Here is a 22,615-nt window from a genome sequence, read left to right on the forward strand (position 1 = left end):
TTTTAATTCGATAAAGATTTATGCAGAACAAATGCTTGCTGTCCAGTGACAGGCAGTGACAGGCTGCCACGGACACACACAGCGACCGCTATGAACGACGACACACCTACAGCGACAGACAGAAGCCGGCTCACACGACGAACGTACCTCCAAGGGCTGGTTGCCAGCGGCGTCCTCGCAGCCGGTGGCAGTCTCACGGCCAGCGCGGCCGAGAGTGCAGACATCGAACAGCTCGGTGCGGGCAGCATCGCGCACGTCAAACCCGAGTCGGCGGGCGCGCCGCCGCGGACGGTCTACGCGACCGAAGACCTCGACGCACCGTATCCCTCCAACGATTGGTGGACGACGCTCCTCTGGCGGGAGCTATCGGAGAACCTCTGGGTCCACCCGCTGGCGGCCCGCGTGACCGAGTCCGGTCTCGCCGTGACCTACCCTGACGAGTGGGAGGTCCGCGACGCGCCGTTCTCGTCGGGACCGCGGCAGGACGACTTCGCGACGATGGGTCCCAACGGCCCCATCGACGCCGACCTCACCCTGGGCCATCCGGCCGTCGGCGACGGCACCGAAGCACGGGTCGCCGACTACGGCGACTGGTCCGCGACCTACCGCCGCACCGACGGCGACGCCAGCATCGACGTGACCCTGACGCAGGGGTCGCCGTTCGTCTACTGCGAGACGGAGAACGGCGGCGTGGAGGTCGCCTTCGGCGATGACGTCGACAACGACGTCTCGGTCTGGCACGAGCGCGAGCACGTCCTCGGCGTGACGGTGAACGGCCACCACTACGGCCTGTTTGCGCCGCCGGGGGCCTCGTGGGATGGCGTCGACGACGGCGTCGCAACCTCCGACCTGAAGGGCGAAGGCTACGCCTCCGTGGCTCTCTTGCCGGAGGCGTCGCCGAAGATCCTCAACGCCTACCGTCGCCGCGCCTACGCCTTCGTGACGGATACGACCGTCTCGTGGGAGTACGACGCTGACCGCTCGGCCGTCGTCACCGAGTACAGCTACGAACTGGACGCGAAACACGGCGGATCGAAGGAGACGCTCACGGCACTCTACCCGCACCAAGCGCGTTGGGTGCAGGAGGACCTCACCGACTGGTCCTATGTCTCCCCGCGCGGGGAGATGCCCGTCCGGGCCGGGTCGTCGTTCACGACAGAGCATCCCTACCGGGGGCTGCTCCCCTTCCTGCCGGACGTCGCCGACGTGCCGAACCTCGCAGACCACGTCGACAGCGTCGAGGAGTCGTCGCCGCTCATCCGCGACTGGCAGGGCGAGGGAACCTACTGGACCGGCAAGAACTTCGAACGGCTGCTTCAGCTCGCTCCCATCGCCGAGCAGGTCGGCGACGATGCAGCTGCCGACACGTTCCACGAGGCGATGCGCGACGAACTGGAGACGTGGTTCTCTGCCGGCAGTGACGGCGAGGTCGACCAGACGGACCTCTTCTGGTACGACGACGTCTGGGGGACGTTAAACGGAACGCCGATGGGCTTCGGTGCCGACGCCGACCTCAACGACCACCACTTCCACTACGGCTACTGGGTGAAGGCCGCCGCGGAACTCGCTCGCGTCGACCCCGAATGGGCCGCAGAGGACCAGTACGGCGGCGTCGTGAACCAACTCGTCCGCGACTACGCCAACCCCGACCGCGACGACGACCGCTACCCGTTCCTCCGGAACTTCAGCCCCTACGCGGGCCACTCGTGGGCGTCGGGCAGCGGTGAACTTCCCGCTGGCTGCAACCAGGAGTCCTCCTCGGAGGCCATCAACGCCTACGCCGCGCTCGTCCTCTGGGGCGAAGCGACCGGCAACGAGGAACTCCGCGACGTCGGGATCTACCTCTACACGCACGAGATACACGCGGCACTGGAGTACTGGTTCGACGTCGCCGACGAGAACATTCCTGACCAATGGGGCTACGACTACGCCGCCATCGTCTGGGGGTCGGGCTACAAGTACGCGACGTGGTTCAACCAGGACGCCGAGGCGATTCACGCCATCAACTATCTCCCGGTCGGTGGCCACTCGCTCTATCTCGGCTGGAACCGCGAGGCCGCCGACGCGAACTGGCAGGAGTTCCTCGAAAACGACGGCGGTGACGGCCAGTTCGACCTCGGTTGGTACACCGACGTCCTCTGGGAGTTCCGGGCACTCTCTGACCCCGACGAGGCACTGTCCTGGTACGAAAACGGCTACAGCACTGGCGACTTCGGTGAGTCGCGCGCCCACACGGCCCACTGGCTCTACACGCTCGACGTCGTCGGGACGCCCGACGCGACGGTCTCGGCGGACACCGCACTCTACGCGGTCTTCCGCGACGGCGACACGCGGACCTACGTCGCCCACAACGCCGGCAACGAGCCGGAGACCGTCACGTTCTCCGACGGGACGGAGCTGACGGTTCCCGCGGGCGAGACGGCGACGACGGCCCGAACGGTCGAGTCGCCGACGCTGTCGGGGGCGTTCCCGAGCGTCGACGAAAGAGCATCTGAACAGCAGGCATCGAACGGCAGAGGGAACGGGAAGAAGTAGCGGTGTGAACAGTTAAGCGTCGGCCGTCACATCTCTCGGCCATGAACCTTCGAGAGACCCTCGGCCACGAGTCGTGGCGTACCGTCGCCGGTCTCGGTGCTGGCTACGGCCTGATGCTCTTCGTCCTCTTCGTCGCACTGTTCGTCCTCCCGTTCCTCGTCTTTCTCGCCTTCTGAACGTCGGGTCCGAGTGCGGAGAGACAGCGCGGCCGCTCACGGATCGTGAAAACGGAAAGGAACCGAACTGCCGATCAGGCGAAGGCGCGGGAGGTGTCGGGGTCCTCGTCGCTCTCGGCCTGGATCTTCTCCCAGGCGTCGACGAAGTCCTGCATATAGATCTCCGTCCGCTCGTCGCGGATGGCGAACATCCCGGCTTCCGTACAGATCGCCTTGATCTCCGCACCGGAGGCGTTGTCGGCCAGTTCGGCGAGTTCCGCGAAGTCGACGTCGTCGTCGACGTTCATGTTGCGGGTGTGGATCTGGAAGATGATCTCACGACCCTCCTCGTTGGGCTTCGGTACCTCGATGAGGCGGTCGAAGCGACCAGGGCGGAGGATGGCGGGGTCGAGCATGTCGAAGCGGTTCGTCGCCGCGATGATGCGGATGTCGCCGCGTTCGTCGAAGCCGTCCATCTCGGCCAGCAGCTGCATCATCGTCCGCTGGACCTCGGCGTCGCCGGAGGTCTTCGAGTCCGTCCGCTTCGAGGCGATGGCGTCGATCTCGTCGATGAAGAGCACGGCAGGCTCGTTCTCGCGGGCGACCTCGAAGAGGTCCCGGACGAGCTTCGCGCCCTCACCGATGAACTTGTGCACGAGTTCCGAGCCAGCCATCTTGATGAAGGTGGCGTCGGTCTGGTTCGCGACGGCCTTCGCGAGCATCGTCTTCCCGGTGCCCGGCGGGCCGTAGAGGAGCACGCCGGACGGCGGGTCGATGCCGACCTCGGCGAACATCTCCGGACGGTCGAGCGGCATCTCGACCGTCTCGCGGATCTCCTGCATCTGCTCTTCGAGACCGCCGATGTCCTCGTAGGTGACGTCCGGGCTGTGGTCGACCTGCATGACCCGCGCCCGCACGTCCGTCTCGTTGTCGAGGCGCTTGACGATAGAGAGAGAGTTGTTGACCGCGACTCGGCAGTCGGGTTCCAGCTCCTCGCGCATCTCGTCTGTGACCTCGGTGAGGGCTTCCTGGTTGTTACCGTGCTGCTTGATAATGACGCCCTCGTCGGTGATCTCCTGAACCGTCGCCACGAAGAGCGGCGACTGCTTCAGCTTCTTGTTCTCGTGAGTGAGACGCTCGAGCTTCTGCTGGTACTTGTTGTTCTCTGCGTTCGCGTCGAGGAGCTTGTCTCGCATCTCCTCGTTTTGGGATTCCAAGACCTCCAGGCGCTCCTGGAGCGTCTCGACTTTCTCCTGCTGCGACGCCGACTCTTCGTCGAATGGCATATCGACGTCGTCCACAGTATCGCTCATCATCCGGAATAAGGCACTCCCGAATAAGAGGCTTCGGGTCGGGGCCCACCTCGCCGCGCCTCGGCCGGATAAATGATTGACGTGCATATTCCCACATAGAAATTATTATCACCCTGTATGCTCCAGGGTAACTCAAGATGAGCAGTTCAGAGGCAGTCACCGTCGACAGCACGTCGGACCGCTGGGCACCCGTCCGTGAGCTTCCACCCAGCGCGAAGCTCGTGGCGAAAGTCCTCGACTACAACGACACACTCACGCAGAGCCAACTCGCCGAGGAGACGCTGCTCCCGCCGCGGACAGTCCGCTACGCGCTGACCAGACTCGAAGACGAGGGCGTCGTCGACTCGCGCTTCTCCTTCTCTGACGCCCGCAAGCGGCTCTACACCCTCTCGCTCTGAGCGGGCGAAGCCTTTTGTCCGAGAGCGGGACCATCCCGAACCATGGCCGACCCGACGACCGTCAAGCGCGCGCTCCACGGACTGGCCTACGGCAAATACGCCGACACCGGGGAAGCGGCCGGAGCCATCGACCACCGCCGTGTCATCGCCGCGGCGACGGCGTCGCTGACGGCCGTTGCCGACGCTGCGAGCTTCTGTGAGCACCACGGCGTGGACGACCTCCGGACCGCAGTCCGGGTCGCGGCGGCCCACGGCGACGACGACCTCGCCTCGCGCGGGCGAGAGGCCGCGAACGAACTGGCTGCCTACCGGCGAGCGGCCGCGGGCGTCGACACGGCAGCCACGCCTCCTGCGGACGATGCCCACGACCACTTCCACCACGCTCGCGGAACGACTTTACCGGGGGCTGGCCAAAGGGGTGACAGATGACACGGGTGATACACACCGGCGACACCCACATCGGGTATCGACAGTACCACTCGCCGGAGCGCCGCCAGGACTTCCTCGCTGCCTTCGAGCAGGTGGTCGACGACGCCGTCGCGGACGACGTCGACGCCGTCGTCCACGCGGGCGACCTCTTTCACGACCGCCGCCCCGACCTACAGGACTTGCTCGGCACGCTCTCGGCCCTCCGAACGCTCTCTGACGCAGCGATTCCCTTCCTCGCTGTCGTCGGCAACCACGAGTCGACGCGCGGCGGCCAGTGGCTCGACCTCTTCGAGAACCTCGGGCTGGCCGTCCGCCTCGGTGCGGACCCCTACGTGCTCGGCGACACGGCCTTCTACGGGCTGGACCACGTCCCCGAGTCCCGACGTGACGACCTCGACTATCAGTTCACGCCCCACGACGTCGACCACGCGGCCCTCGTGAGCCACGGTCTCTTTACCCCGTTCGCGCACGCGAACTGGGAGACCGAGACCGTCCTCGCCGAATCGAACGTCGCCTTTGACGCCGTCCTCCTCGGCGACAACCACAAAGCCGACGAGGCACAGGTCGACGGCACGTGGGTCACCTACTGTGGGTCGACCGAGCGCGCGAGCGCGAGCGAGGAACCCGGCCGCGGCTACAACGTCGTCACCTTCGACGACGGCGTCGACATCCGCCGCCGCGCGCTCGACACGCGACCGTTCGTCTTCGTCGACGTCGACCTCGCCGAGGGTGAAGGCGCGGAGCGCGTCCGTGAGCAGGTCCGCCAGCACGACCTCGACGAGGCGGTGGTCATCGTCAGCATCACCGGCGACGGCGACCCGGTGACCCCGGCCAGTATCGAGGAATTCGCCACGGAACGCGGCGCCCTCATCGCCCGCGTCAAGGACCGCCGCGAGATCGACGCGGCCGAGGTGGACCTCTCGGTCAGCTTCGCCGACCCCGACGACGCCGTCCGCGAGCGGCTCTCCGAGATGGGGCTCTCGCAGGCCGGTCTCGACATCGACGAGACGGTCCGCGCGAGCAAGACGCCCGACAGCAAGGTCCGCGAGGAGGTGAAAGCCCGCGTCGACGCGCTCGTCGGTGACGACGGAGCCTTCGAGCGCGCGCCGGGTGCCACGGACAGCGGCGGCAACGACGGCGATGACAGCGACGGGAGCGATGACAGCGACGACAGCAGTGAGACCACGGACCTCGACGACGTTCCGGACGACGTCGACGCAGTCCAGGAGACCACCGATCTCGACGACGTGCCCGAAGAAGTCGAATCGGTAGACGAGGCCGACGATGTCGACGGGGACGCTGACGCCGACGACGCCGCTGACGCCGACGACGCCGCTGACGCCGACGAGACCAGCACCGACGACTCGGACCCCGTGAGCAACGGCCAGGTCTCCATGGAGGACTTCCAATGAGGTTCGAGCGCGTCCGCCTGCAGAACTTCAAGCCCTACGCCGACGCCGACCTCCAGTTGAACGACGGCGTGACCGTCATCCACGGGCTGAACGGCAGCGGCAAGTCCTCGCTCCTCGAAGCCTGCTTCTTCGCGCTCTACGGCGCGAAGGCACTGGACGAGACGCTCGACGACGTCATCACCAACGGCGAGGAAGAGGCCGAGATCGAACTCTGGTTCGTCCACGACGGCGGCTCGTACCACATCGAGCGTCGCCTGCGCTCGTCGGGTGAGCGGACGACGACCGCGAAGTGCGTGCTCGAAGGCCCGGACGTGACGGTCGACGGCGCGCGCGACGTGCGGCGGTTCGTCACCGACCTCCTGCGGATGGATGCCGAGGCGTTCGTCAACTGTGCCTACGTCCGACAGGGCGAGGTGAACAAGCTCATCAACGCGACGCCGAGCCAGCGACAGGACATGATCGACGACCTGCTCCAACTCGGCAAGCTGGAGGACTACCGCGAGCGGGCGGGACAGGCCCGGCTCGGTGTGGAGGACATCCTCGCCACCAAGCGCGGCGCGCTCGACGAACTCGATGCCCAGATCGAGGAGCGAGAGTCCCAGAACCTCCACGAGAAGCTCAATCAGTTGGAGAGCCAGCTCAACGACCTCGATTCGAGGGTCGAGAACTACGAGGCCCAAAAGCGGAAGGCCGAGGAGAGCCGCGACGAGGCACAGGCCGTCCTCGACAGCCACGAGGAGAAGCGCGAACGACTCGACGCGCTCGACGAGGAGATTGCGGAGTTAGAGAACAAGATCGGCGAGACCGAACAGGAGCGAGAGGAGCTCCGCGACCGGCTCCGCGAAACCCGCGAGACGAAAGACGAACTGGAGGAGACGGTCTCGACGCTGCTCGCGGAGACGACGCTTGACGCCGCCACCGACGAGGCCATCGACGCTCGCCGCGCCGAACTCGACGAGCGCGAATCCACGCTCTCGGAGTCGGTGAACGAGGCGAAGATGGAGGCACAGCAGTTGGAGACCCAGTCGACGAACCTCGGGAACAACGCCGACGAGTTGCAGTCGCGCGCCGAGGAGAAACGCGAGCGGGCCAGCCGTCTCGAAAGCGAGGTCGAGACTGCGACCGAGGAACTCGAAACTCGCCGCGAGACGCTCGAAGAGATGGCCGAGGAGATCGCCGACCTCGAAGCGCGGTTCGAGGAGAGCGACGTCGACGTCGCGTTCGGCGACGCGTCCGAGACACTCGCCGAGTTGCGCGAGGAGCGGTCGTCGCTTCGGGACGATATGGAAGACGTCCGGACCGAGCTGTCGACCGTCCGCAATCGCGTCGAGGAGGCCGAGCGGTTGCTCGACGAAGGCAAATGCCCCGAGTGCGGCCAGCCCGTCGAGGACTCGCCGCACGTCGACACGCTCGACGAGGACCGCGCGCGTGTCGAGTCGCTGGAAGCCGACCTCGCGGAGCTGCAGGCCGAGCGCGAGGAACGTGACGCCGCCATCGAGGAAGCCGAATCGCTGGTCGAGGCCGAGTCGGAGGTCGAGTCCCTGCGGTCGCGACGCGAGAGTATCGGACAACTCGTCGACCAGAAGGCAGACTCGGTCGCCGAGAAACGCGAGGAGGCCGAAACGCTCCGCGAGGAGGCCGACGAGCTGTCGACGCGGGCGGAGAACGCCCGTGAAATCGCCGAAGAGAAAGCCGCCGAGGCCGCCGAGACGAGAGAGACCGTCGAGACCCACGAGGAGAAACTGGAGACGGTCGAGGCACGGCAGGAGCGGCTCGACCGCCTGACCGACCTCCGAGAGCGTATCGAGGAGACGGAGTCGACGGCCGAGCGACTGCGCGAGAAGCGCGCCAGCCTCGACGACCTCAACGACGAGCGGCGGGGCCATCTCGCGGACAAGCGTGAGCAACGCGACGACCTCCGCGCCGAGGTCGACGAGGAACAGGTCGAGTCCGCACGCACACGGAAGCAGAAGGCCGTGGACTACCTCGAACAGGTCGAAGACGAACTCGAACGGCTCGCCGAGAAGCGTGACGACCTCCAGAGCAAGCGTGGCGGCGTCCAGAACGCCATCGAGGGGTTAGAACGGCTCCGTGAGCAACGCGAGGCCGCCGCCGAGCGTGTCGCCGCGCTCGAATCGCTCCACGACGAGACCGAGGAGCTGGAGGGGCTGTACGGCGACCTGCGGGCGGACCTCCGCCAGCGCAACGTCGAGACGCTCGAACGGATGCTCAATGAGACCTTCGACCTCGTCTACGGCAACGATGCCTACTCCACCATCCGACTCGACGGCGAGTACGAACTCACTGTCTTCCAGAAAGACGGGCAGGCACTCGACCCCGAGCAGCTCTCGGGTGGCGAGCGCGCACTGTTCAATCTGAGCCTCCGGTGTGCCATCTACCGGCTGCTCGCCGAGGGCATCGACGGGACCGCGCCGCTCCCGCCGCTCATCCTCGACGAGCCGACCGTCTTCCTCGACTCGGGACACGTCTCGCGGCTCGTCGACCTCGTCGAGGAGATGCGGAGCCTCGGGGTGCGACAGATCATCATCGTCAGCCACGACGACGAACTCGTCGGCGCGGCGGACGAACTCGTCACGGTCGAGAAGAACAGCACCACGAACCGCTCGTCGGTCCGCCGTGAGGACGCAGCGTCGTTGGCGGCGGCGGAGACGCTGGCGAACGACGATTAGAGGAGAACTCAGTCGCGCAGTTCGCCGACGCCCTCTTTTGCGAGGTCGGTCGCGCCGTAGCCGCGTTCGCCGTAGACTCGCACTTCTTCGACCAGCCCAGCCGCCCGGAACTCGGTGAGCAGGCCGTGGAGGTCCGACTCACAGAGGTCGTAGGAGCCGAGCAGGTCGACGACCGGGACCGGCCCGCGGTCGACGAGGTCGATGAGCAAGCCGAGCGCGCGGTCGTTCGGGACGGCGGTCATGACGCGTCGGACCGACGCCGGAATCCCTCCGGCGACCGTCTCCAGCGGCGACTCCCCGTCGACGACCGCCAGCTCGGCGTTGTCGAGGTAGCGTTCCTCTCCCGTGTCGGGGTCGCGGACGCGACTGCTGTCGCTCGACTGTTTGACGAGGAGGTAGCGTTTGCCGGTGTCGTCGCGGACCGTTCGCATAGTCGGGCGGAGGGCGAGGAGTCGGTTAGGGGTTGCGTTCGGGGCTGTCGTCGTCTGCGTCGGTATCTGTCTCAGAATCTGCTTCTGCGTTGGCGTCTGCATCCGCGTTGGCGTCTGCATCGGCGTCGGTGTCTACATCTACGTCTGCGTCGGCGTCGTCTGTGTCGTCTGCGTCCGCACTCCCCGAGCGATCCGCAACCGACTGATAGAGCTGGTACGTCCGACCGAGCAGCAGGACGCCACCGGCGACGAGACCGAGTCCGAGCGTCCACCGGCCGCGGAAGAAGACGAGAAGCGGCCCGAGACTCAGCATGAAGACGGCGACGTTGACGAAGAGGACGCTGGCCCAGAACGCCCGTGAGAGTTCGGGGTCCGCCGAACCGCCGCTCGGCTCGGGAGTCGAGACCTCCGGGATACGGACGCGCTTTTCGAGGTCGCGTTCCGGATCCCCCCAGCGCGCTTCGGGATCTCCCCAGCGTGCCTCGGGGTCGGGTTCGTCCGGTTCGTCGGGCCACGGGTCGGGAGCCACACCTCACCGGACGACACAAGCGCGGAAAAGAATTCGGCTTCGCCGGTCTAGACGGACTCTTCGAGGCGAACTGTCGCCGACGCCTGGACCCATGCAAGCGGATTCTCCGAGTCGTAGAACACCACCCCTTCGTCGGTGTCGTACGACTCGATTGTCCCGACCCCGTCAGCCTGTGCTTCAGGAGCCGAAGCTCCTGGACTGTCCCACTGCTCGTCGTTGGCGTGGTCGGACATTTGTGAATCGTGGTATGTCATGACATAGTAAAGGTCTTGTGGATACGGTAACACCGTGTTCGTCGTCGAAACCGGCCGACGAGAGCAGGGCGTTTCGAGAGCCGTTCCGGGTCTCCGCGGTGGCCGTCGAGTGGACGTGGCGGTCGGTTGTGGGGGTGAGAGAGCGGACACCGCGGGGGTTTTTACACACGGACGCAAAGGGTCGGCAACATGAGACAGAGCGGATTTGGAGACTTCACAGGGGGTGACGACGACCGACCGGAGGCGGAGGCAGCTGCCATCGCGGGCAACGCCGGTCAGTCGGTCGACGACGTCGTCGACGCCGCCGACCTGAAGTTCCCCGACGCTGACGGCAGTGTCGACCTCGCGGTCACGCAGGTGGACTACACCATCGAGGGGTCGGGTGCCAACGAGTATCCCGTCATCCACGTCTTCGGCCGGACGCCCGACAACGAGGCCGAACACGTTCGCGTCCTCGGCTTTCGACCCTACTTCTACGCACCGACGGACTCGCTGACCGACGACAAACTCGACCGCGATACGATTACGGGGACCGAAGACGGCTTCGAGAGTATCCGCGGCGACGAGCTGACGCGCATCTACGGCCGGACGCCCCGCGACGTCGGCCAGATGCGTGACGAGTTCGACCACTACGAGGCCGACATCCTCTTTCCGAACCGATTTCTCATCGACAAGGACATCGGCAGCGGCATCCGCCTCCCCGAACGCCGCCTCGACGACGGTACCCTCCAGGTTCCCCATCCCGAGGTCGAGGCCGTCGAGGTCGACGCCGATTTGCGGGTGAACACTTTCGACATCGAGGTCGACGACCGAAACGGCTTCCCCGAGGACGGCGAGGAGGAGATCATCTGTCTCACCAGCCACGACTCCTACCGCGACGAGTACATCGCGTGGCACTACGTCGCCCCCGACGGCGAAGGCGAGCGTCCCGACTCGCTGCCCGACTACGACGCCTTCCGCGAGGACACGGGCATCGCCGTCCGGACGTTCGACACCGAGGATGCGATGCTCGATGCGTTCATCGCCTACATCGAGGAAACCGACCCGGACGTCTTCACCGGCTGGAACTTCGAGGACTTCGACGCGCCCTACTTCCTCGACCGACTGGAACTGCTGAACCCAACGAGCGACTTCGACCTCTCCATCGGCCGCCTCTCTCGCGTCGGCGAGGTCTGGCGGAGCGGCTGGGGTGGTCCAGACATCAAAGGGCGCGTCGTCTTCGACCTGCTGTACGCCTACAAGAGCCGGCAGTTCACCGAACTCGACTCCTACCGGCTCGACGCCGTCGGCGAGACCGAACTCGGCGCGGGCAAGGAACGCTACTCCGGCGACATCGGCGACCTCTGGGAGCAGGACCCTGCGAAACTACTGGAGTACAACGTTCGCGACGTGGAACTCTGTGTCGAGATCGACCGCAAGCAGGACATCGTCTCCTTCTACGACGAAGTGAGCACCTTCGTCGGCTGTAAACTGGAGGACGCACCGACGGCCGGCGACGCGGTCGACGTCTACGTCCTCCACAAGGTCCACGGCAAGTGGGCACTGCCCTCGAAGGGCAAACAGGAGTCCGAGGACTACGAGGGCGGGGCCGTCTTCGACCCCATCACCGGCGTCAAGGAGAACGTCACCGTGCTCGACCTGAAGTCGCTGTATCCGATGTGTATGGTGACGGTCAACGCGTCGCCCGAGACGAAGGTCGACCCCGAGACGTACGACGGGGAGACCTTCCGTGCGCCCAACGGGACGCATTTCAGACAGAAACCGGACGGCATGATTCGGGAGATGGTCGACGAGCTCCTCGGCGAGCGTGAGGAGAAGAAGGCCCTGCGGAACGAGCACGAACCCGGCAGCGAGGCCTACGAGCGGTTCGACCAGCAGCAGGCGGCAGTGAAGGTCATCATGAACTCGCTGTACGGCGTGCTGGGCTGGGACCGCTTCCGTCTCTACGACAAGGAGATGGGCGCGGCAGTCACCGCGACCGGTCGCGAGGTCATCAACTTCACCGAGCAGGCGGCCAACGAGATCGGCTACGACGTGGCCTACGGTGACAGTGTCACCGGCGACCGTCCAGTCGTCGTTCGTGACCCGAGCGGGACGGTTCGGATCCTCCCAATCGAAGAACTGTTCGCCCGCGGTGAGACCGACTCCGAGGTACTCATCGCCGCTGACGGTGACGTCGTCGCGAGTGCCACCCCCGGAAAGACTCGTCGGACACTGGAGGGGTGGCAAGCCCTCTCTGTGAACGAGGCGGGTACCCCCGAATGGCGAGAGATTACACAGGCTATCCGTCACGAGACCGATAAGCCGATCGTGAACCTCCAGCATAAGTTCGGCGAGTCGACGACGACCTACGACCATTCGTACGTGGTCCCTGACGGGGATGGACTTGCAAACGTCTCACCGGACGACGTGTCGGAACCGTATCGCGTTTCAGGACTGCCCGGAGTGGAGACCGTAGAGCGGATCGACGTCTACGACGTCCTCAGTGGGTACGAACGCGAGTACGAGGACGGCCGAAGCGTCGGGCGCGAGAACGCGGTGACGAAAGAAAAGCGTGTGCACGCAGACGACGATTACGTCTGGTTCGGCCACGAACACCACGGAGACGGAGATTCGACTGTCAAAGTCAAGCGCTTCATAGACATCGACAGCGAGGCTGGCGACGCGCTTATTCGACTCTTAGGCGCGTACGTCCCGGAAGGGAGCGCGTCCACGGTCGAGACGACCACGTCGAAGTTCGGAGCCAGTATCGCCGAATCCGACCGCGAGTGGTTGGAACAGCTCCAGGCGGATTATCACCGACTGTTCGTGAACACGACCGCTGGAATCACCGCGAGTGATTCACGGAGCGAGCGAACCGTCGAATACGAAACGGAGGAGGGGGCGTCCGCTGTGACGTACGAGGACACGACGCTGAAACTCCAGATGATGAACGAACTCGCAGCGATATTCTTCCGCGAGTTCGCTGGACAGACTTCACGCGGAAAACGAATCCCCTCGTTCGTCTTCCACCTCCCCGAGGAAAAACAGGATCTGTTCGTGACGTTGCTCGTCGAGGGTGATGGGTCTCGGAAGTTCCCCCGATACACAGACGAGTACGCGGACCGGAATTTCGACTTCGAGACGACGAGTCGAGAACTCGTCGGGGGGCTGTCGATGTTGCTCACCCAGCGAGGACAGAAGCATTCGCTCAAGTACCGCGACAGCAAGAACTCCTACACGATTCGGACGTGTGAGTCCTACCGCGCTGGTCGTGACCCCGTCCTGACGGAAATCGACTACGACGGTTACGTGTACGACCTGAGCGTCGACAGTAACGAGAACTTTGTCGACGCCGTCGGGGGGGTCCTGCTTCACAACACCGACTCGGTCATGCTCTCGCTCGGGCCGGACGTCTCGAAGGAGGAGGCTATCGAGCAGTCCTTCGAGATCGAGGAGCACATCAACGCCGCCTACGACGACTTCGCGCGTGACAGTCTGGGTGCCGACGAGCACCGCTTCCAGATCGAGTTCGAGAAGCTCTACCGCCGGTTCTTCCAGGCGGGCAAGAAGAAACGCTACGCGGGCCACATCGTCTGGAAGGAGGGCAAGGACGTCGACGACATCGACATCACGGGCTTCGAGTACAAACGCTCGGACATCGCGCCCATCACGAAGGAGGTCCAGAAGCAGGTCCTCGAGATGATCGTCCACGGGGAGGACGTCGAGGACGTGAAGGACTACGTCCACGACGTCATCACGGACTTCCTCGAAGGCAACATGGAACTGGACCGCATCGGTATCCCCGGCGGCATCGGCAAACGGCTCGACAGCTACGACACCGACACGGCGCAGGTCCGTGGCGCGAAGTACGCCAACACCATGCTCGGAACGAACTTCCAGCGTGGTTCGAAGCCGAAGCGGCTGTATCTGAAGAAGGTCCATCCGGCGTTCTTCCGGCGGATGGAAGCCGAGGAGGGCTTCGACCCGCAGCACGACCTCCTGTATGCGGAGTTCAAGCGCGACCCGGACGTCATCTGCTTCGAGTACGCCGACCAGATCCCCGAGGAGTTCGAAGTCGACTGGGAGACGATGTTGGAGAAGACGTTACAGGGACCCATCGAGCGGGTCATCGAGGCACTCGGCGTCTCGTGGGACGAGGTCAAGTCGGGCCAGGAGCAGACCGGTCTCGGGAGCTTCATGTAACGGTCGGCAACCGTCATCTTCGGTCAGTTCTCTCCGTATTTTCGCCCGGCGACGGGGCCAACCGCCCGACTCGTCGGGGTGCCAGCGTTTTTCATATTCAGAAAATAAAATTCTCGACGGCAAAACTCGCAGGGGGTGAATGCGTAAGCATTATGGATGCGACACCCTTCGGTTCGACCACGAGGCAACGAACCAACAATGGCAACACTCGAAATCAAAAACCTCCACGCAGAGGTCGCAGAGGAGGACGGCGAACAGATTCTCCGGGGCGTCGATCTGACGGTCAGTTCCGGCGAGATTCACGCACTGATGGGTCCGAACGGGTCCGGCAAGTCTACCACGTCGAAGGTCATCGCCGGTCACCCGGCGTACCGCGTCACCGAGGGTGAGGTACTGCTTCACCTCGAACAGGGCGACTTCGGCGACGACTTCGACATCCCCGAGGACAAGGCGTCGTGGAACCTTCTCGACCTCGAACCCAACGAGCGGGCCGCACTGGGTATCTTCCTTGCGTTCCAGTACCCCGCCGAGATCGAGGGTGTCACGATGACGAACTTCCTCCGTACGGCACTCAACGCCAAGCTCGAAGAGCGCGAGGAGCTCTTCGAGGACGACGACGGCGAGGACGCGGAAGAAGAGGAGTCCGGCTACGACACCTCCCCGATGGAGGGCAACGTCGACGACGGCGAGGTCGGCGTCGCAGAGTTCCAGCAGATCATGCAGGAGAAGATGGAACTGCTCGACATGGACTCCAAGTTCGCGACCCGCTATCTCAACGCCGGCTTCTCCGGCGGCGAGAAGAAGCAGAACGAGGTCCTCCAGGCCGCCATCCTCGAGCCCTCGATTGCCGTGCTCGACGAGATCGACTCCGGGCTGGACATCGACCGTCTGCAGGACGTCTCCAACGGCATCAACGCCCTCCGCGACGAGCAGGGCACCGGTATCCTCCAGATTACGCACTACCAGCGGATCCTCGACTACGTCGAACCCGACCACGTCCACATCATGCTCGACGGCAAGGTCGTCAAGAGCGGTGACGCCAGCCTCGCCGAAGAGCTTGAGGACAAGGGGTACGACTGGGTCCGCGAGGAAGTCTACGAGGCTGCATAAGCCCGTCTAACACAACATACACATCATGAGCTCAGATCAAGACCACCTCAAAGAGACAGACACGGAAGCTCGCTTCGAGTTCAAGAAGGAGCAGAAGTCGTCGTTCCAGGCCGAGAAGGGCCTGACCGAGGAGACGATTCGCGTCATCTCCGAGGACAAAGACGAACCCGAGTGGATGCTCCAGCGTCGACTGCGCGCGCTGAAGCAGTTCCAGAAGATGCCGATGCCGACCGACTGGCCCGGCCAGCCGGACCTCTCGGAAGTCGACGTCGACGAGATCGTCCCGTACATCCGTCCCGACGTCGAGACCCGCGGCGGTGTCGACGACTGGACCGACCTGCCGGACGACATCAAGGACACCTTCGACAAGCTGGGTATCCCGGAAGCCGAGAAGAACGCCCTCTCGGGCGTCGGTGCCCAGTACGAGTCGGAAGTCGTCTACCAGAACATGCAGGAGCAGTGGGAGGAGAAGGGCGTCATCTTCTGCAACATGGACAAGGCCGTCCAGGAGCACGAAGAGATCGTCAAGGAGTACTTCATGACGAAGTGCGTCCCCCCGAGCGACAACAAGTTCGCGGCACTCCACGGTGCCATCTGGTCCGGCGGCTCGTTCGTCTACGTCCCCGAGGACGTGACGGTCGAGATGCCCGTCCAGGCGTACTTCCGCATGAACTCCGAGGGCATGGGCCAGTTCGAGCACACCCTCATCGTCGCCGAGAAGGGCAGCGAAGTCCACTACATCGAAGGCTGCAGTGCGCCGAAGTACTCGGCGTTCAACCTGCACTCCGGCGGTGTCGAGGTCTTCGTCGGTGAGGACGCCCACGTCCAGTACTCGACCGTCCAGAACTGGTCGAAGAACACCTACAACCTCAACACCAAGCGCGCCATCGTCGAGAAGAACGGCCGCATGGAGTGGATCTCCGGCAGCATGGGTTCGAAAGCGACCATGCTCTACCCGGCCTCTATCCTGAAGGGTCGCGGTGCCTCGGACAACCACATCACCATCGCCTTCGCGGGCGAGGGGCAGAACATCGACACCGGCGCGAAGGTCTACCACAACGCCCCGGAGACGAAGTCGACCATCGAGTCCAAGTCCATCTCGAAGGACGGCGGCCGCACCAACTACCGTGGGCTCGTCCACATCGCCAACGGCGCGAAGAACTCCTCGACCTCCGTCGAGTGTGACGCGCTGATGTTCGACAACGAGTCCACCTCGGACACGATGCCGTACATGGAGATCAACGAGTCCACCGTCGACGTCGCCCACGAGGCAACAGTGGGTAAAATCGGCGACGAGGACGTCTTCTACCTCCAGAGCCGTGGCCTCGACGACGACGACGCCAAGCAGATGATCGTCTCGGGCTTCATCGAGCCGATCACGGAGGAACTGCCCATCGAGTACGCGGTCGAACTCAACCGCCTCGTCGAACTCGAGATGGAGGGGAGCCTCGGGTAGATGTCGAGTAAGGCACTTCCTGCGGACCTCTCCGAAGAGACGGTTCGCGCGATCTCCGACGAACGAGACGAGCCGGAGTGGCTCCTCGAGGCACGCCTCGACGCGCTCTCCGCGCTCGAGACGCTCGACCTTCCGGACGTCATCCAGACGCCCGGCCGTCGCTGGACGAACCTCGAGGCGCTCGACTTCGAGGAGCTCGTCGACCCGCTGAACGCGGCCGACACCACGGAGCGTGTCACCGCCGAGGGTATCAAGGTGCTCTCCTTCACGGAGGCACTCGACAGCCACGAGGACGTCGTCCGCGACGCCTTCGGCTCGGTCGTCGACCCGCAGTCGAACTACCTGACGGCACTCTCTGCCGCGCTGTTCACCACCGGCACGCTCATCTACGTCCCCGAGGACGTCGACGCCGAGGACGTGAAGATCCGCGCCGAGATGAACTCCCGGTCGCTGTTCAGCCACACGCTCGTCGTCACCGAGAAGTCCTCGTCGGTCACCATCCTCGAAGCCATCGAGAGTGGTGACGAGGTCGACGGTGCGCGGTACTTCTCGAACCTCGTCGAGATCGTCGCCGGTGAGAACTCCTACGTCCAGTACGGTTCGTTGCAGAACCTGGACGAGGAGACCTACACCTACACGCTCAAGCGTGGCGACGCCGGCACGTACTCGACGATCAACTGGATCGAGGGCAACCTCGGTTCGCGGCTGACCCGCAGCGACATCGAGACGGAACTCAACGGCGACTCCTCGGAGACGAAGATCGTCGGTGCGTTCTTCGGTCACGACGACCAGCATCTCGACGTCAACGCACGTGTCTGGCACAAGGCCGAGCACACGACAGCCGACCTCGTGACCCGTGGCGTCCTCGACGACGAGGCACGCTCGGTCTACGAGGGTGTCCAGGACGTCGGCCGCGACGCCTGGGACACGAGCTCGTTCCAGCGTGAGAACACGCTGATGCTCTCTGATGACTCCGAGGCCGACGCCTCCCCGAAGCTCATCATCAACAACCACGACACCGAAGCGTCGCACGCGGCGACGGTCGGTCAGGTGGACAAAGAAGAGCTGTTCTACATGCTCTCGCGCTCCATCCCGGAGGAGCAGGCGCGCAATATGCTCGTGGAGGGCTTCTTCGTGCCCGTCCTCGAGGAGATCTCGGTCGACGAGTTCCGCGAGGACCTCCAAGAACTCATCGCCGCGCGTCTCCGGTAAGCGCGACTCTCGAACCTTTCTCCCTCTTTCCGCCGTCGTGAGCGGCGGTGCTGTCTGCTGTGCGGAAGCCGCCATGCTGTTGCACCGCGAGCGACCGCAGGGAGCGAGCGGGCCGACGACCGAGCAGAGGGCGACGAAGTCGCCTGAAGCGAGGAGGAGTGCTTTTGGTCCAGCTTTTGCCGAGGGTCGCCACAAGCGACCCGCAGAGCAAAAGGTGGAGGTGTTAAGTCAATCCCCCACTCACTTCGTGCCATGACCGTCGAACAGTGTGCCGAACAGGGGTGTCTCGCGTGAGCGTGGGCAACCAGGTCACCTCCGACCACCAGCTCGCTCGCCTGCTCCAGATCGGTATCGTCCTGGAGGAGGTCGTCGAGGCGCGGGCGTACCACCACTACCAGTCGCTCGAAGAGGAGGACCGCGAACTGGACGAGGAGTTAGAGCAGTTGCTCGAACACGCCGCCGAGGAGTCCGCCGAGCACCGCAAGCGGCTCGAGGCCGTCATCGACGACCTCGACGCCGAGAGCATCCCGTTCAAGGACATCGAGAAGCTCGTCGAGGCGAAGTACGGCAAGACGAAGCCCGAGGACTTCGACGGCGTGCTCTACGACCAGCTGTGCAACGAGGAGACGGCGTACAAGTTCTACGACGACCTCATCGCCGGTGTCGAGACCAGTGATGCCACGTTCTCCGTCGACCGCGAGGAGCTGCTCGACGTGCTCCGGGGAATCCGTGAAGAGGAGGCGAAGGGTGTCGAAGAAGTGACCAAGATTATGGAGACTCGGGAATGAATACGGCAGACCAGTACGTCAAAGCGATCTATCTCATCCAGCGGATGGAGGACGGACCGGCATCGACAGGCGCGCTCGCGGATATGCTCGACGTGAGTCCCGCCAGTGCCAACGAGATGATCGGGAAGCTCGAAGACCGCGGTCTCGCCGAGCACGAGAAGTACAAAGGCGTCCAACTGACCGACGAGGGGATCGTCCGCGCCCGCGACGCGCTCCAGACGTACTGTATCATCGAGCGGTTCCTCGCCAACGTCCTCGACGTCGAGGAGTTCCGTGCCGAAGCGCGCGAACTGGAGAGCGTCATCGACGACACCGTCGCTGACCGCCTCGACACCATCATCGACCGTAACACCGAGTGTCCGGACTGTTTCGACGCCGAGACCGACGCCTGTCGGTATCTCGAACTGGAGAACGAGAACCCCGCCGACTGAGCGGTCCATAGCGTTATTACCGTGGCCCGAGTCGCCCCGCCCATGGGTGGGACCATAGAGCGACTCGGCCGTCTCAAACGACTGGTAGGCTTGAGTGACGAAGAGACATCGGCGTACCGCTGTCACGGCTGTGGCGTCGGATTCGACGTCCAGTACCATGTCTGTCCGGACTGTGGGAGCTACCGCGTCGACGCCGTCGGGGACTGAAGTCGACGAAAACCCGAAGCTTTTCGAGGGTGACGGTCCGAGTCACAGGTGCCGAGTCCCGTGGTGTAGCGGCCAATCATCTGGGCCTTTGGAGCCTAGGACACCGGTTCGAATCCGGTCGGGACTATTTCTCCGAACGACAATAGCTATTAGTCGAGACTACTGTGGGCGCGTCTCCGAGGTCGTCTGCGACTATAGACTGCTGACCCACCGGACCTCGAGGAGTCGTACGAGGAGGGCATCCGTCGGGATTGTCGTATCACTCACTGCAGGCGATTGATCTGCCGAACTGCGTCGCGACAGCCTGGTCCCGCCATCGGACAGAGACGGCGGGAAAACGTATAGCGTAATTGAGTGGTTCCGTTCCCGAGGGTGCCGCTCTCTGCTGTAAGTAGTGTTGACACAGTGCTAACACTTATTGGCGTCTAATCGAACTGAAACACAGTATGTCGAACAGGTATCGTGTTCTCTTTGTCTTGACTATACTTTGCCTCGGCTCTCTGGGCGTCGTTGGCGGTTCGGCAAGTCCATGGATGCTACCGAATGAAGAATGCAAACCTGGTGAAAACATGGAGACGAAGGCGAAGAACGGCGACATTTGGGTGTCTGTCTCCGAATTCGGTGGGAGAGACGGGCTGTTGGAACACTACGAAGACCCAGACGTGCAGAATCTACTGAGGGACTTCCCTAATGGGGAAATCTGGGTAGATACTGAAAACGTACTGTGGGTCGTCAGTGATGGAGAACAGCACAGCACCCAGGTTCAGCCTGGAGACCAACTCGATGGTATCTTCTGTGACGTGTACGACGGTACTGTCGACAAGCTGAATGCACCTCCACACGTGGACCCGGAAGGTGCGATACCGCTACCCGTCGACGGTTGCAGACCTGGTGGAAATGTCGATGCGGTTTCTAGGAACGGTCGCATCGTGGTACCCGGTTCCGAGTTTGGTGGGAGAGACGAGTTGCTGGACCACTACGAAGATTCAGCTGTTCAAGAGCTACTGAGAGCGTACCCCAATGGTGATGTGTCGGTAGATAACAGCAACGTGCTTCGAGTTGTTAGTGATGGGGAAGAATACCGTACCCAAGTCAACCCCGGGGACCAGGTTGATGGTATCTTCTGTGACGTGTACGACGGTACCGTCGACAAGCAAAATGCACCGAGTACGCCAACCCCGACTGCAACGCCCACGCCGACACCGACTGCAACGCCCACGCCGACGCCGACGCCAACACCCACGCCGACGCCGACGCCGACGCCAACACCGGAGCAGTCCGAATCGGTTACTACCAGAGCACCGGCTCAGACGGCGGAAGCAACATCTTCGCCAGCCTCTACCGCTGAACAGACCAACTCCTCTGCGGAGTCGCAGATCGAAGGTGGCCAAACGAGAGATGGAGTCGTTCCGGCCCGCAACTCCGAATCGTTCAGAGGCTTCGTCGGAAGCGTACTGTCCGGGATTCTCTCAACGGAGGCTCTCGTCGTCGTCGGAATGTCTGTCATCGTCGTGATGATTGTCTTGACGTGGCCGGAGAACGGTGATGAACGTCTCTGAGGCAGTCGAGATACTGTGGCCCGCACTGTTTTCGCTTGCCGCATTTCTGCTATATCTACTCGTCGTTTCGCGCGGTGGGTACACCAGAGCCAAAGGCTTCGTGGGTGCGGGTGCCGTAATCGGGTTCTTACTGCTGGGGCACTTTCAGCCATCGGTACTGGTCCCGCTCAGAGTGTCGCTTACGCTGGTCGGGTTCGCCGCTCCAGTCGCGATGAGCATCATTGGTATCCGATATATCGTCGATAAGGCATGATCGGACACGGACCACTCCAGCTCGCCACTTTTCTGGAAGTCCTTCCGGCGTGGTTGCCGGTCGTGACGATCTCCCTCGGAATCTGCTTACTCCTTACGGGGATGAGTAACCAGTATCTCTCGTCGTATATCGGCCATTGGCCAGCGTACAACGGGTTAGTCGGGGTCGTGTTGACCGGGTCAATCACTGGAAGCGTTGCTGGTGCGACCTACCTGACTATCGTTCGATCGGACCTGCTCCTTCTGTTCGTGTTCTTCACGTTTGTCAGCGGCCAACTGATACAGGGTGCCGTCGCTGCTCGTGTTATCGAGAAGATCGTGACTGTGCTGTCGGAGATATCGAAGGCGGTGTCAGGAGAGGCCGGAGGCCCTGGACAGCATGGGTCGGCCACCGTCCGTCACTATCTCACTCTCGGTGTCGAGTATCTGGTCGGGAAGATGAAAGACCGGCTCCTCATCTTCTTGGTTACCGGTGTCATCTCGGCATACACGACACTCACCATCGTTGCCGTCTTCGTCGTTGGCGATGGGCACGTGCTCGAGGCAATCGAACGGTTCTGGACCGGTTTCCTCCTGCTCACCATCGCCGGGGTGGCATTCGACTTCCGCTATTTCGCACACAGAGTATCCTACACCGCTGCGCTCGGGTTGGTGATTGCGGCAAGCGGCGCGTTCCTCTACAGCCCTGTCGGATTCTCGAATCTCACCGGGGCGTTAGCACCGTATCTGGAGAACCCGATACCCGACTGGATGCGGCTTCCGCTGGGTGCGTTCGGGTTCTTCGCTGGTGTCGTACTTTGGTCGTTCTTCTACATGAAGTTGAATCGCTGAGGGAGACGACCGACATCGACTTCTCGCACTGCGGTTCTTCGAGGGAACTGAACCGCCCCCACGCCAGTTTCTCTGCCACTGGACCACGCCACGACAACTGGCCGACGGACGCGACTCTCGAGTCGGACCCGAACTCGAGCGACGTGGAGTACGAAAAGACGCCGTGCCGACACGGGGAGGAGCGAACCGTCGTCGACACCGTGAGCGAACGGACGTCACGAGCGCGCTTGAGGAGTAACCCGCTTACCGTTCTATGAATTCCACCGTCGTACTTGGGCCGCGACCACTTTCACCCGTCTCCCGCTCGGTTCGTCCGCTCGGGATGCCGAGAGGCCGTGTGGCGGAATCAGGGGGTAGATACCGTCGTCGTGGCTGTTCCGTCGAGATTCGGTCGGTGGGGACGACCGACGGTCGCTGTCACGAACTCCAGGTTCACTT

The 22,615-nt window shown here is 63.5% G+C and carries 20 protein-coding genes and 1 tRNA gene; 17 read left to right on the forward strand and 4 right to left on the reverse strand.

Features of this window, described 5'->3' with window-relative positions:
* Nucleotides 1–90: 90 nt before the first annotated feature.
* Nucleotides 91–2,535 (forward strand): glycosyl hydrolase, encoded by a 2,445-nt coding sequence (locus tag BLR57_RS04765; RefSeq protein ID WP_089694658.1) that lies wholly within the window; start codon nt 91–93, stop codon nt 2,533–2,535.
* 41 nt (nt 2,536–2,576) lie between these two features.
* Entirely contained in the window at nt 2,577–2,711 is a 135-nt protein-coding gene (locus BLR57_RS19835) for a hypothetical protein (protein WP_280140438.1), read from the forward strand.
* A gap of 74 nt (nt 2,712–2,785) precedes the next feature.
* Here BLR57_RS19835 and pan1 read toward each other — a convergent pair whose 3' ends face one another.
* Nucleotides 2,786–4,003, reverse strand: coding sequence for a proteasome-activating nucleotidase Pan1 (gene pan1 / locus BLR57_RS04770; RefSeq protein ID WP_089694660.1), 1,218 nt, complete (start codon nt 4,001–4,003; stop codon nt 2,786–2,788).
* A gap of 137 nt (nt 4,004–4,140) precedes the next feature.
* Here pan1 and BLR57_RS04775 point away from each other — a divergent pair, with 137 nt between their 5' ends.
* From BLR57_RS04775 to rad50, 4 genes are read left to right on the forward strand one after another with little or no spacing between them, the layout of a single operon-like run.
* Nucleotides 4,141–4,401 (forward strand): MarR family transcriptional regulator, encoded by a 261-nt coding sequence (locus BLR57_RS04775; protein WP_089694662.1) that lies wholly within the window; start codon nt 4,141–4,143, stop codon nt 4,399–4,401.
* 42 nt (nt 4,402–4,443) lie between these two features.
* The gene (locus BLR57_RS04780; RefSeq protein ID WP_089694664.1) at nt 4,444–4,830 is read left to right on the forward strand and encodes a DUF7966 family protein; all 387 of its coding nucleotides are present in this window, start codon (nt 4,444–4,446) and stop codon (nt 4,828–4,830) included.
* Nucleotides 4,827–6,242, forward strand: coding sequence for a DNA double-strand break repair protein Mre11 (mre11, locus tag BLR57_RS04785; protein ID WP_089694666.1), 1,416 nt, complete (start codon nt 4,827–4,829; stop codon nt 6,240–6,242). The genes BLR57_RS04780 and mre11 overlap by 4 nt, the downstream gene beginning before the upstream one ends.
* Complete coding sequence (gene rad50 / locus BLR57_RS04790) at nt 6,239–8,932, forward strand: DNA double-strand break repair ATPase Rad50 (RefSeq protein WP_089694668.1); 2,694 nt, start codon at nt 6,239–6,241, stop codon at nt 8,930–8,932. Before mre11 ends, rad50 begins: the two co-directional genes overlap by 4 nt.
* Before the next feature lie 8 nt (nt 8,933–8,940).
* Here the strand turns inward: rad50 and BLR57_RS04795 are convergent, their stop codons facing one another.
* Genes BLR57_RS04795 through BLR57_RS04800 form a run of 3 tightly spaced genes read right to left on the reverse strand, consistent with a single transcriptional unit; the run spans nt 8,941 to nt 10,125 of the window.
* A complete protein-coding gene (locus tag BLR57_RS04795) occupies nt 8,941–9,363 on the reverse strand; it encodes a DUF7346 family protein (protein WP_089694670.1) in 423 nt (140 codons plus the stop codon).
* A gap of 25 nt (nt 9,364–9,388) precedes the next feature.
* Nucleotides 9,389–9,892 (reverse strand): DUF7322 domain-containing protein, encoded by a 504-nt coding sequence (locus tag BLR57_RS18855; RefSeq protein ID WP_139173276.1) that lies wholly within the window; start codon nt 9,890–9,892, stop codon nt 9,389–9,391.
* Between the two features lie 47 nt (nt 9,893–9,939).
* On the reverse strand, nt 9,940–10,125 hold the full coding sequence (locus BLR57_RS04800; protein WP_089695533.1) for a DUF7331 family protein: 186 nt from the start codon (nt 10,123–10,125) through the stop codon (nt 9,940–9,942).
* A gap of 210 nt (nt 10,126–10,335) precedes the next feature.
* Between BLR57_RS04800 and BLR57_RS04805 the strand changes: the two genes are divergently transcribed.
* The 11 genes from BLR57_RS04805 to BLR57_RS04850 all read left to right on the forward strand — a co-directional run bounded on the left by BLR57_RS04805 (nt 10,336) and on the right by BLR57_RS04850 (nt 22,177).
* Entirely contained in the window at nt 10,336–14,331 is a 3,996-nt protein-coding gene (locus BLR57_RS04805) for a DNA polymerase domain-containing protein (RefSeq protein WP_089694672.1), read from the forward strand.
* Nucleotides 14,332–14,529: 198 nt separating this feature from the next.
* A complete protein-coding gene (locus tag BLR57_RS04810; RefSeq protein ID WP_089694674.1) occupies nt 14,530–15,441 on the forward strand; it encodes an ABC transporter ATP-binding protein in 912 nt (303 codons plus the stop codon).
* Between the two features lie 25 nt (nt 15,442–15,466).
* Entirely contained in the window at nt 15,467–16,897 is a 1,431-nt protein-coding gene (gene sufB / locus BLR57_RS04815) for a Fe-S cluster assembly protein SufB (RefSeq protein ID WP_089694676.1), read from the forward strand.
* Nucleotides 16,898–18,109, forward strand: a complete 1,212-nt coding sequence (gene sufD, locus BLR57_RS04820; RefSeq protein WP_089694678.1) for a Fe-S cluster assembly protein SufD — start codon at nt 16,898–16,900, stop codon at nt 18,107–18,109. It begins immediately after the preceding gene.
* Between the two features lie 290 nt (nt 18,110–18,399).
* Nucleotides 18,400–18,897 (forward strand): rubrerythrin, encoded by a 498-nt coding sequence (locus tag BLR57_RS04825; protein WP_089694680.1) that lies wholly within the window; start codon nt 18,400–18,402, stop codon nt 18,895–18,897.
* The gene (locus BLR57_RS04830; RefSeq protein ID WP_089694682.1) at nt 18,894–19,328 is read left to right on the forward strand and encodes a metal-dependent transcriptional regulator; all 435 of its coding nucleotides are present in this window, start codon (nt 18,894–18,896) and stop codon (nt 19,326–19,328) included. Before BLR57_RS04825 ends, BLR57_RS04830 begins: the two co-directional genes overlap by 4 nt.
* Nucleotides 19,329–19,370: 42 nt before the next feature.
* A complete protein-coding gene (locus BLR57_RS19250) occupies nt 19,371–19,535 on the forward strand; it encodes a hypothetical protein (RefSeq protein WP_170830525.1) in 165 nt (54 codons plus the stop codon).
* A gap of 54 nt (nt 19,536–19,589) precedes the next feature.
* Nucleotides 19,590–19,662 (forward strand) — tRNA-Gln (locus BLR57_RS04835).
* Nucleotides 19,663–20,104: 442 nt separating this feature from the next.
* Nucleotides 20,105–21,094 carry a hypothetical protein gene (locus BLR57_RS19590; protein ID WP_139173277.1) on the forward strand — a complete coding sequence of 330 codons (990 nt, stop codon included), beginning with the start codon at nt 20,105–20,107 and terminating at the stop codon, nt 21,092–21,094.
* Complete coding sequence (locus BLR57_RS04845; protein WP_089694686.1) at nt 21,081–21,347, forward strand: hypothetical protein; 267 nt, start codon at nt 21,081–21,083, stop codon at nt 21,345–21,347. Before BLR57_RS19590 ends, BLR57_RS04845 begins: the two co-directional genes overlap by 14 nt.
* A complete protein-coding gene (locus tag BLR57_RS04850; RefSeq protein ID WP_089694688.1) occupies nt 21,344–22,177 on the forward strand; it encodes a hypothetical protein in 834 nt (277 codons plus the stop codon). The genes BLR57_RS04845 and BLR57_RS04850 overlap by 4 nt, the downstream gene beginning before the upstream one ends.
* Nucleotides 22,178–22,615 lie beyond the last annotated feature (438 nt).

The organism is Halogranum gelatinilyticum, from assembly GCF_900103715.1.
GTDB lineage: Archaea > Halobacteriota > Halobacteria > Halobacteriales > Haloferacaceae > Halogranum > Halogranum gelatinilyticum.

What these genes read in the sequence shown, in the direction of transcription:
- BLR57_RS04775 (WP_089694662.1), top strand. Translation starts at nt 4,141, where the DNA reads ATGAGCAGTTCAGAGGCAGTCACCGTCGACAGCACGTCGGACCGCTGG.
- BLR57_RS04780 (WP_089694664.1), top strand. Translation starts at nt 4,444, where the DNA reads ATGGCCGACCCGACGACCGTCAAGCGCGCGCTCCACGGACTGGCCTAC.
- BLR57_RS04850 (WP_089694688.1), top strand. Translation starts at nt 21,344, where the DNA reads ATGATCGGACACGGACCACTCCAGCTCGCCACTTTTCTGGAAGTCCTT.
- pan1 (WP_089694660.1), bottom strand. Translation starts at nt 4,003, where the DNA reads ATGAGCGATACTGTGGACGACGTCGATATGCCATTCGACGAAGAGTCG.
- BLR57_RS04800 (WP_089695533.1), bottom strand. Translation starts at nt 10,125, where the DNA reads ATGTCCGACCACGCCAACGACGAGCAGTGGGACAGTCCAGGAGCTTCG.
- BLR57_RS04765 (WP_089694658.1), top strand. Translation starts at nt 91, where the DNA reads ATGAACGACGACACACCTACAGCGACAGACAGAAGCCGGCTCACACGA.
- sufB (WP_089694676.1), top strand. Translation starts at nt 15,467, where the DNA reads ATGAGCTCAGATCAAGACCACCTCAAAGAGACAGACACGGAAGCTCGC.
- BLR57_RS04805 (WP_089694672.1), top strand. Translation starts at nt 10,336, where the DNA reads ATGAGACAGAGCGGATTTGGAGACTTCACAGGGGGTGACGACGACCGA.
- BLR57_RS04795 (WP_089694670.1), bottom strand. Translation starts at nt 9,363, where the DNA reads ATGCGAACGGTCCGCGACGACACCGGCAAACGCTACCTCCTCGTCAAA.
- BLR57_RS19590 (WP_139173277.1), top strand. Translation starts at nt 20,105, where the DNA reads ATGGAGACGAAGGCGAAGAACGGCGACATTTGGGTGTCTGTCTCCGAA.
- BLR57_RS19835 (WP_280140438.1), top strand. Translation starts at nt 2,577, where the DNA reads ATGAACCTTCGAGAGACCCTCGGCCACGAGTCGTGGCGTACCGTCGCC.
- BLR57_RS19250 (WP_170830525.1), top strand. Translation starts at nt 19,371, where the DNA reads ATGGGTGGGACCATAGAGCGACTCGGCCGTCTCAAACGACTGGTAGGC.
- sufD (WP_089694678.1), top strand. Translation starts at nt 16,898, where the DNA reads ATGTCGAGTAAGGCACTTCCTGCGGACCTCTCCGAAGAGACGGTTCGC.
- rad50 (WP_089694668.1), top strand. Translation starts at nt 6,239, where the DNA reads ATGAGGTTCGAGCGCGTCCGCCTGCAGAACTTCAAGCCCTACGCCGAC.
- BLR57_RS04830 (WP_089694682.1), top strand. Translation starts at nt 18,894, where the DNA reads ATGAATACGGCAGACCAGTACGTCAAAGCGATCTATCTCATCCAGCGG.
- mre11 (WP_089694666.1), top strand. Translation starts at nt 4,827, where the DNA reads ATGACACGGGTGATACACACCGGCGACACCCACATCGGGTATCGACAG.
- BLR57_RS04810 (WP_089694674.1), top strand. Translation starts at nt 14,530, where the DNA reads ATGGCAACACTCGAAATCAAAAACCTCCACGCAGAGGTCGCAGAGGAG.
- BLR57_RS04845 (WP_089694686.1), top strand. Translation starts at nt 21,081, where the DNA reads ATGAACGTCTCTGAGGCAGTCGAGATACTGTGGCCCGCACTGTTTTCG.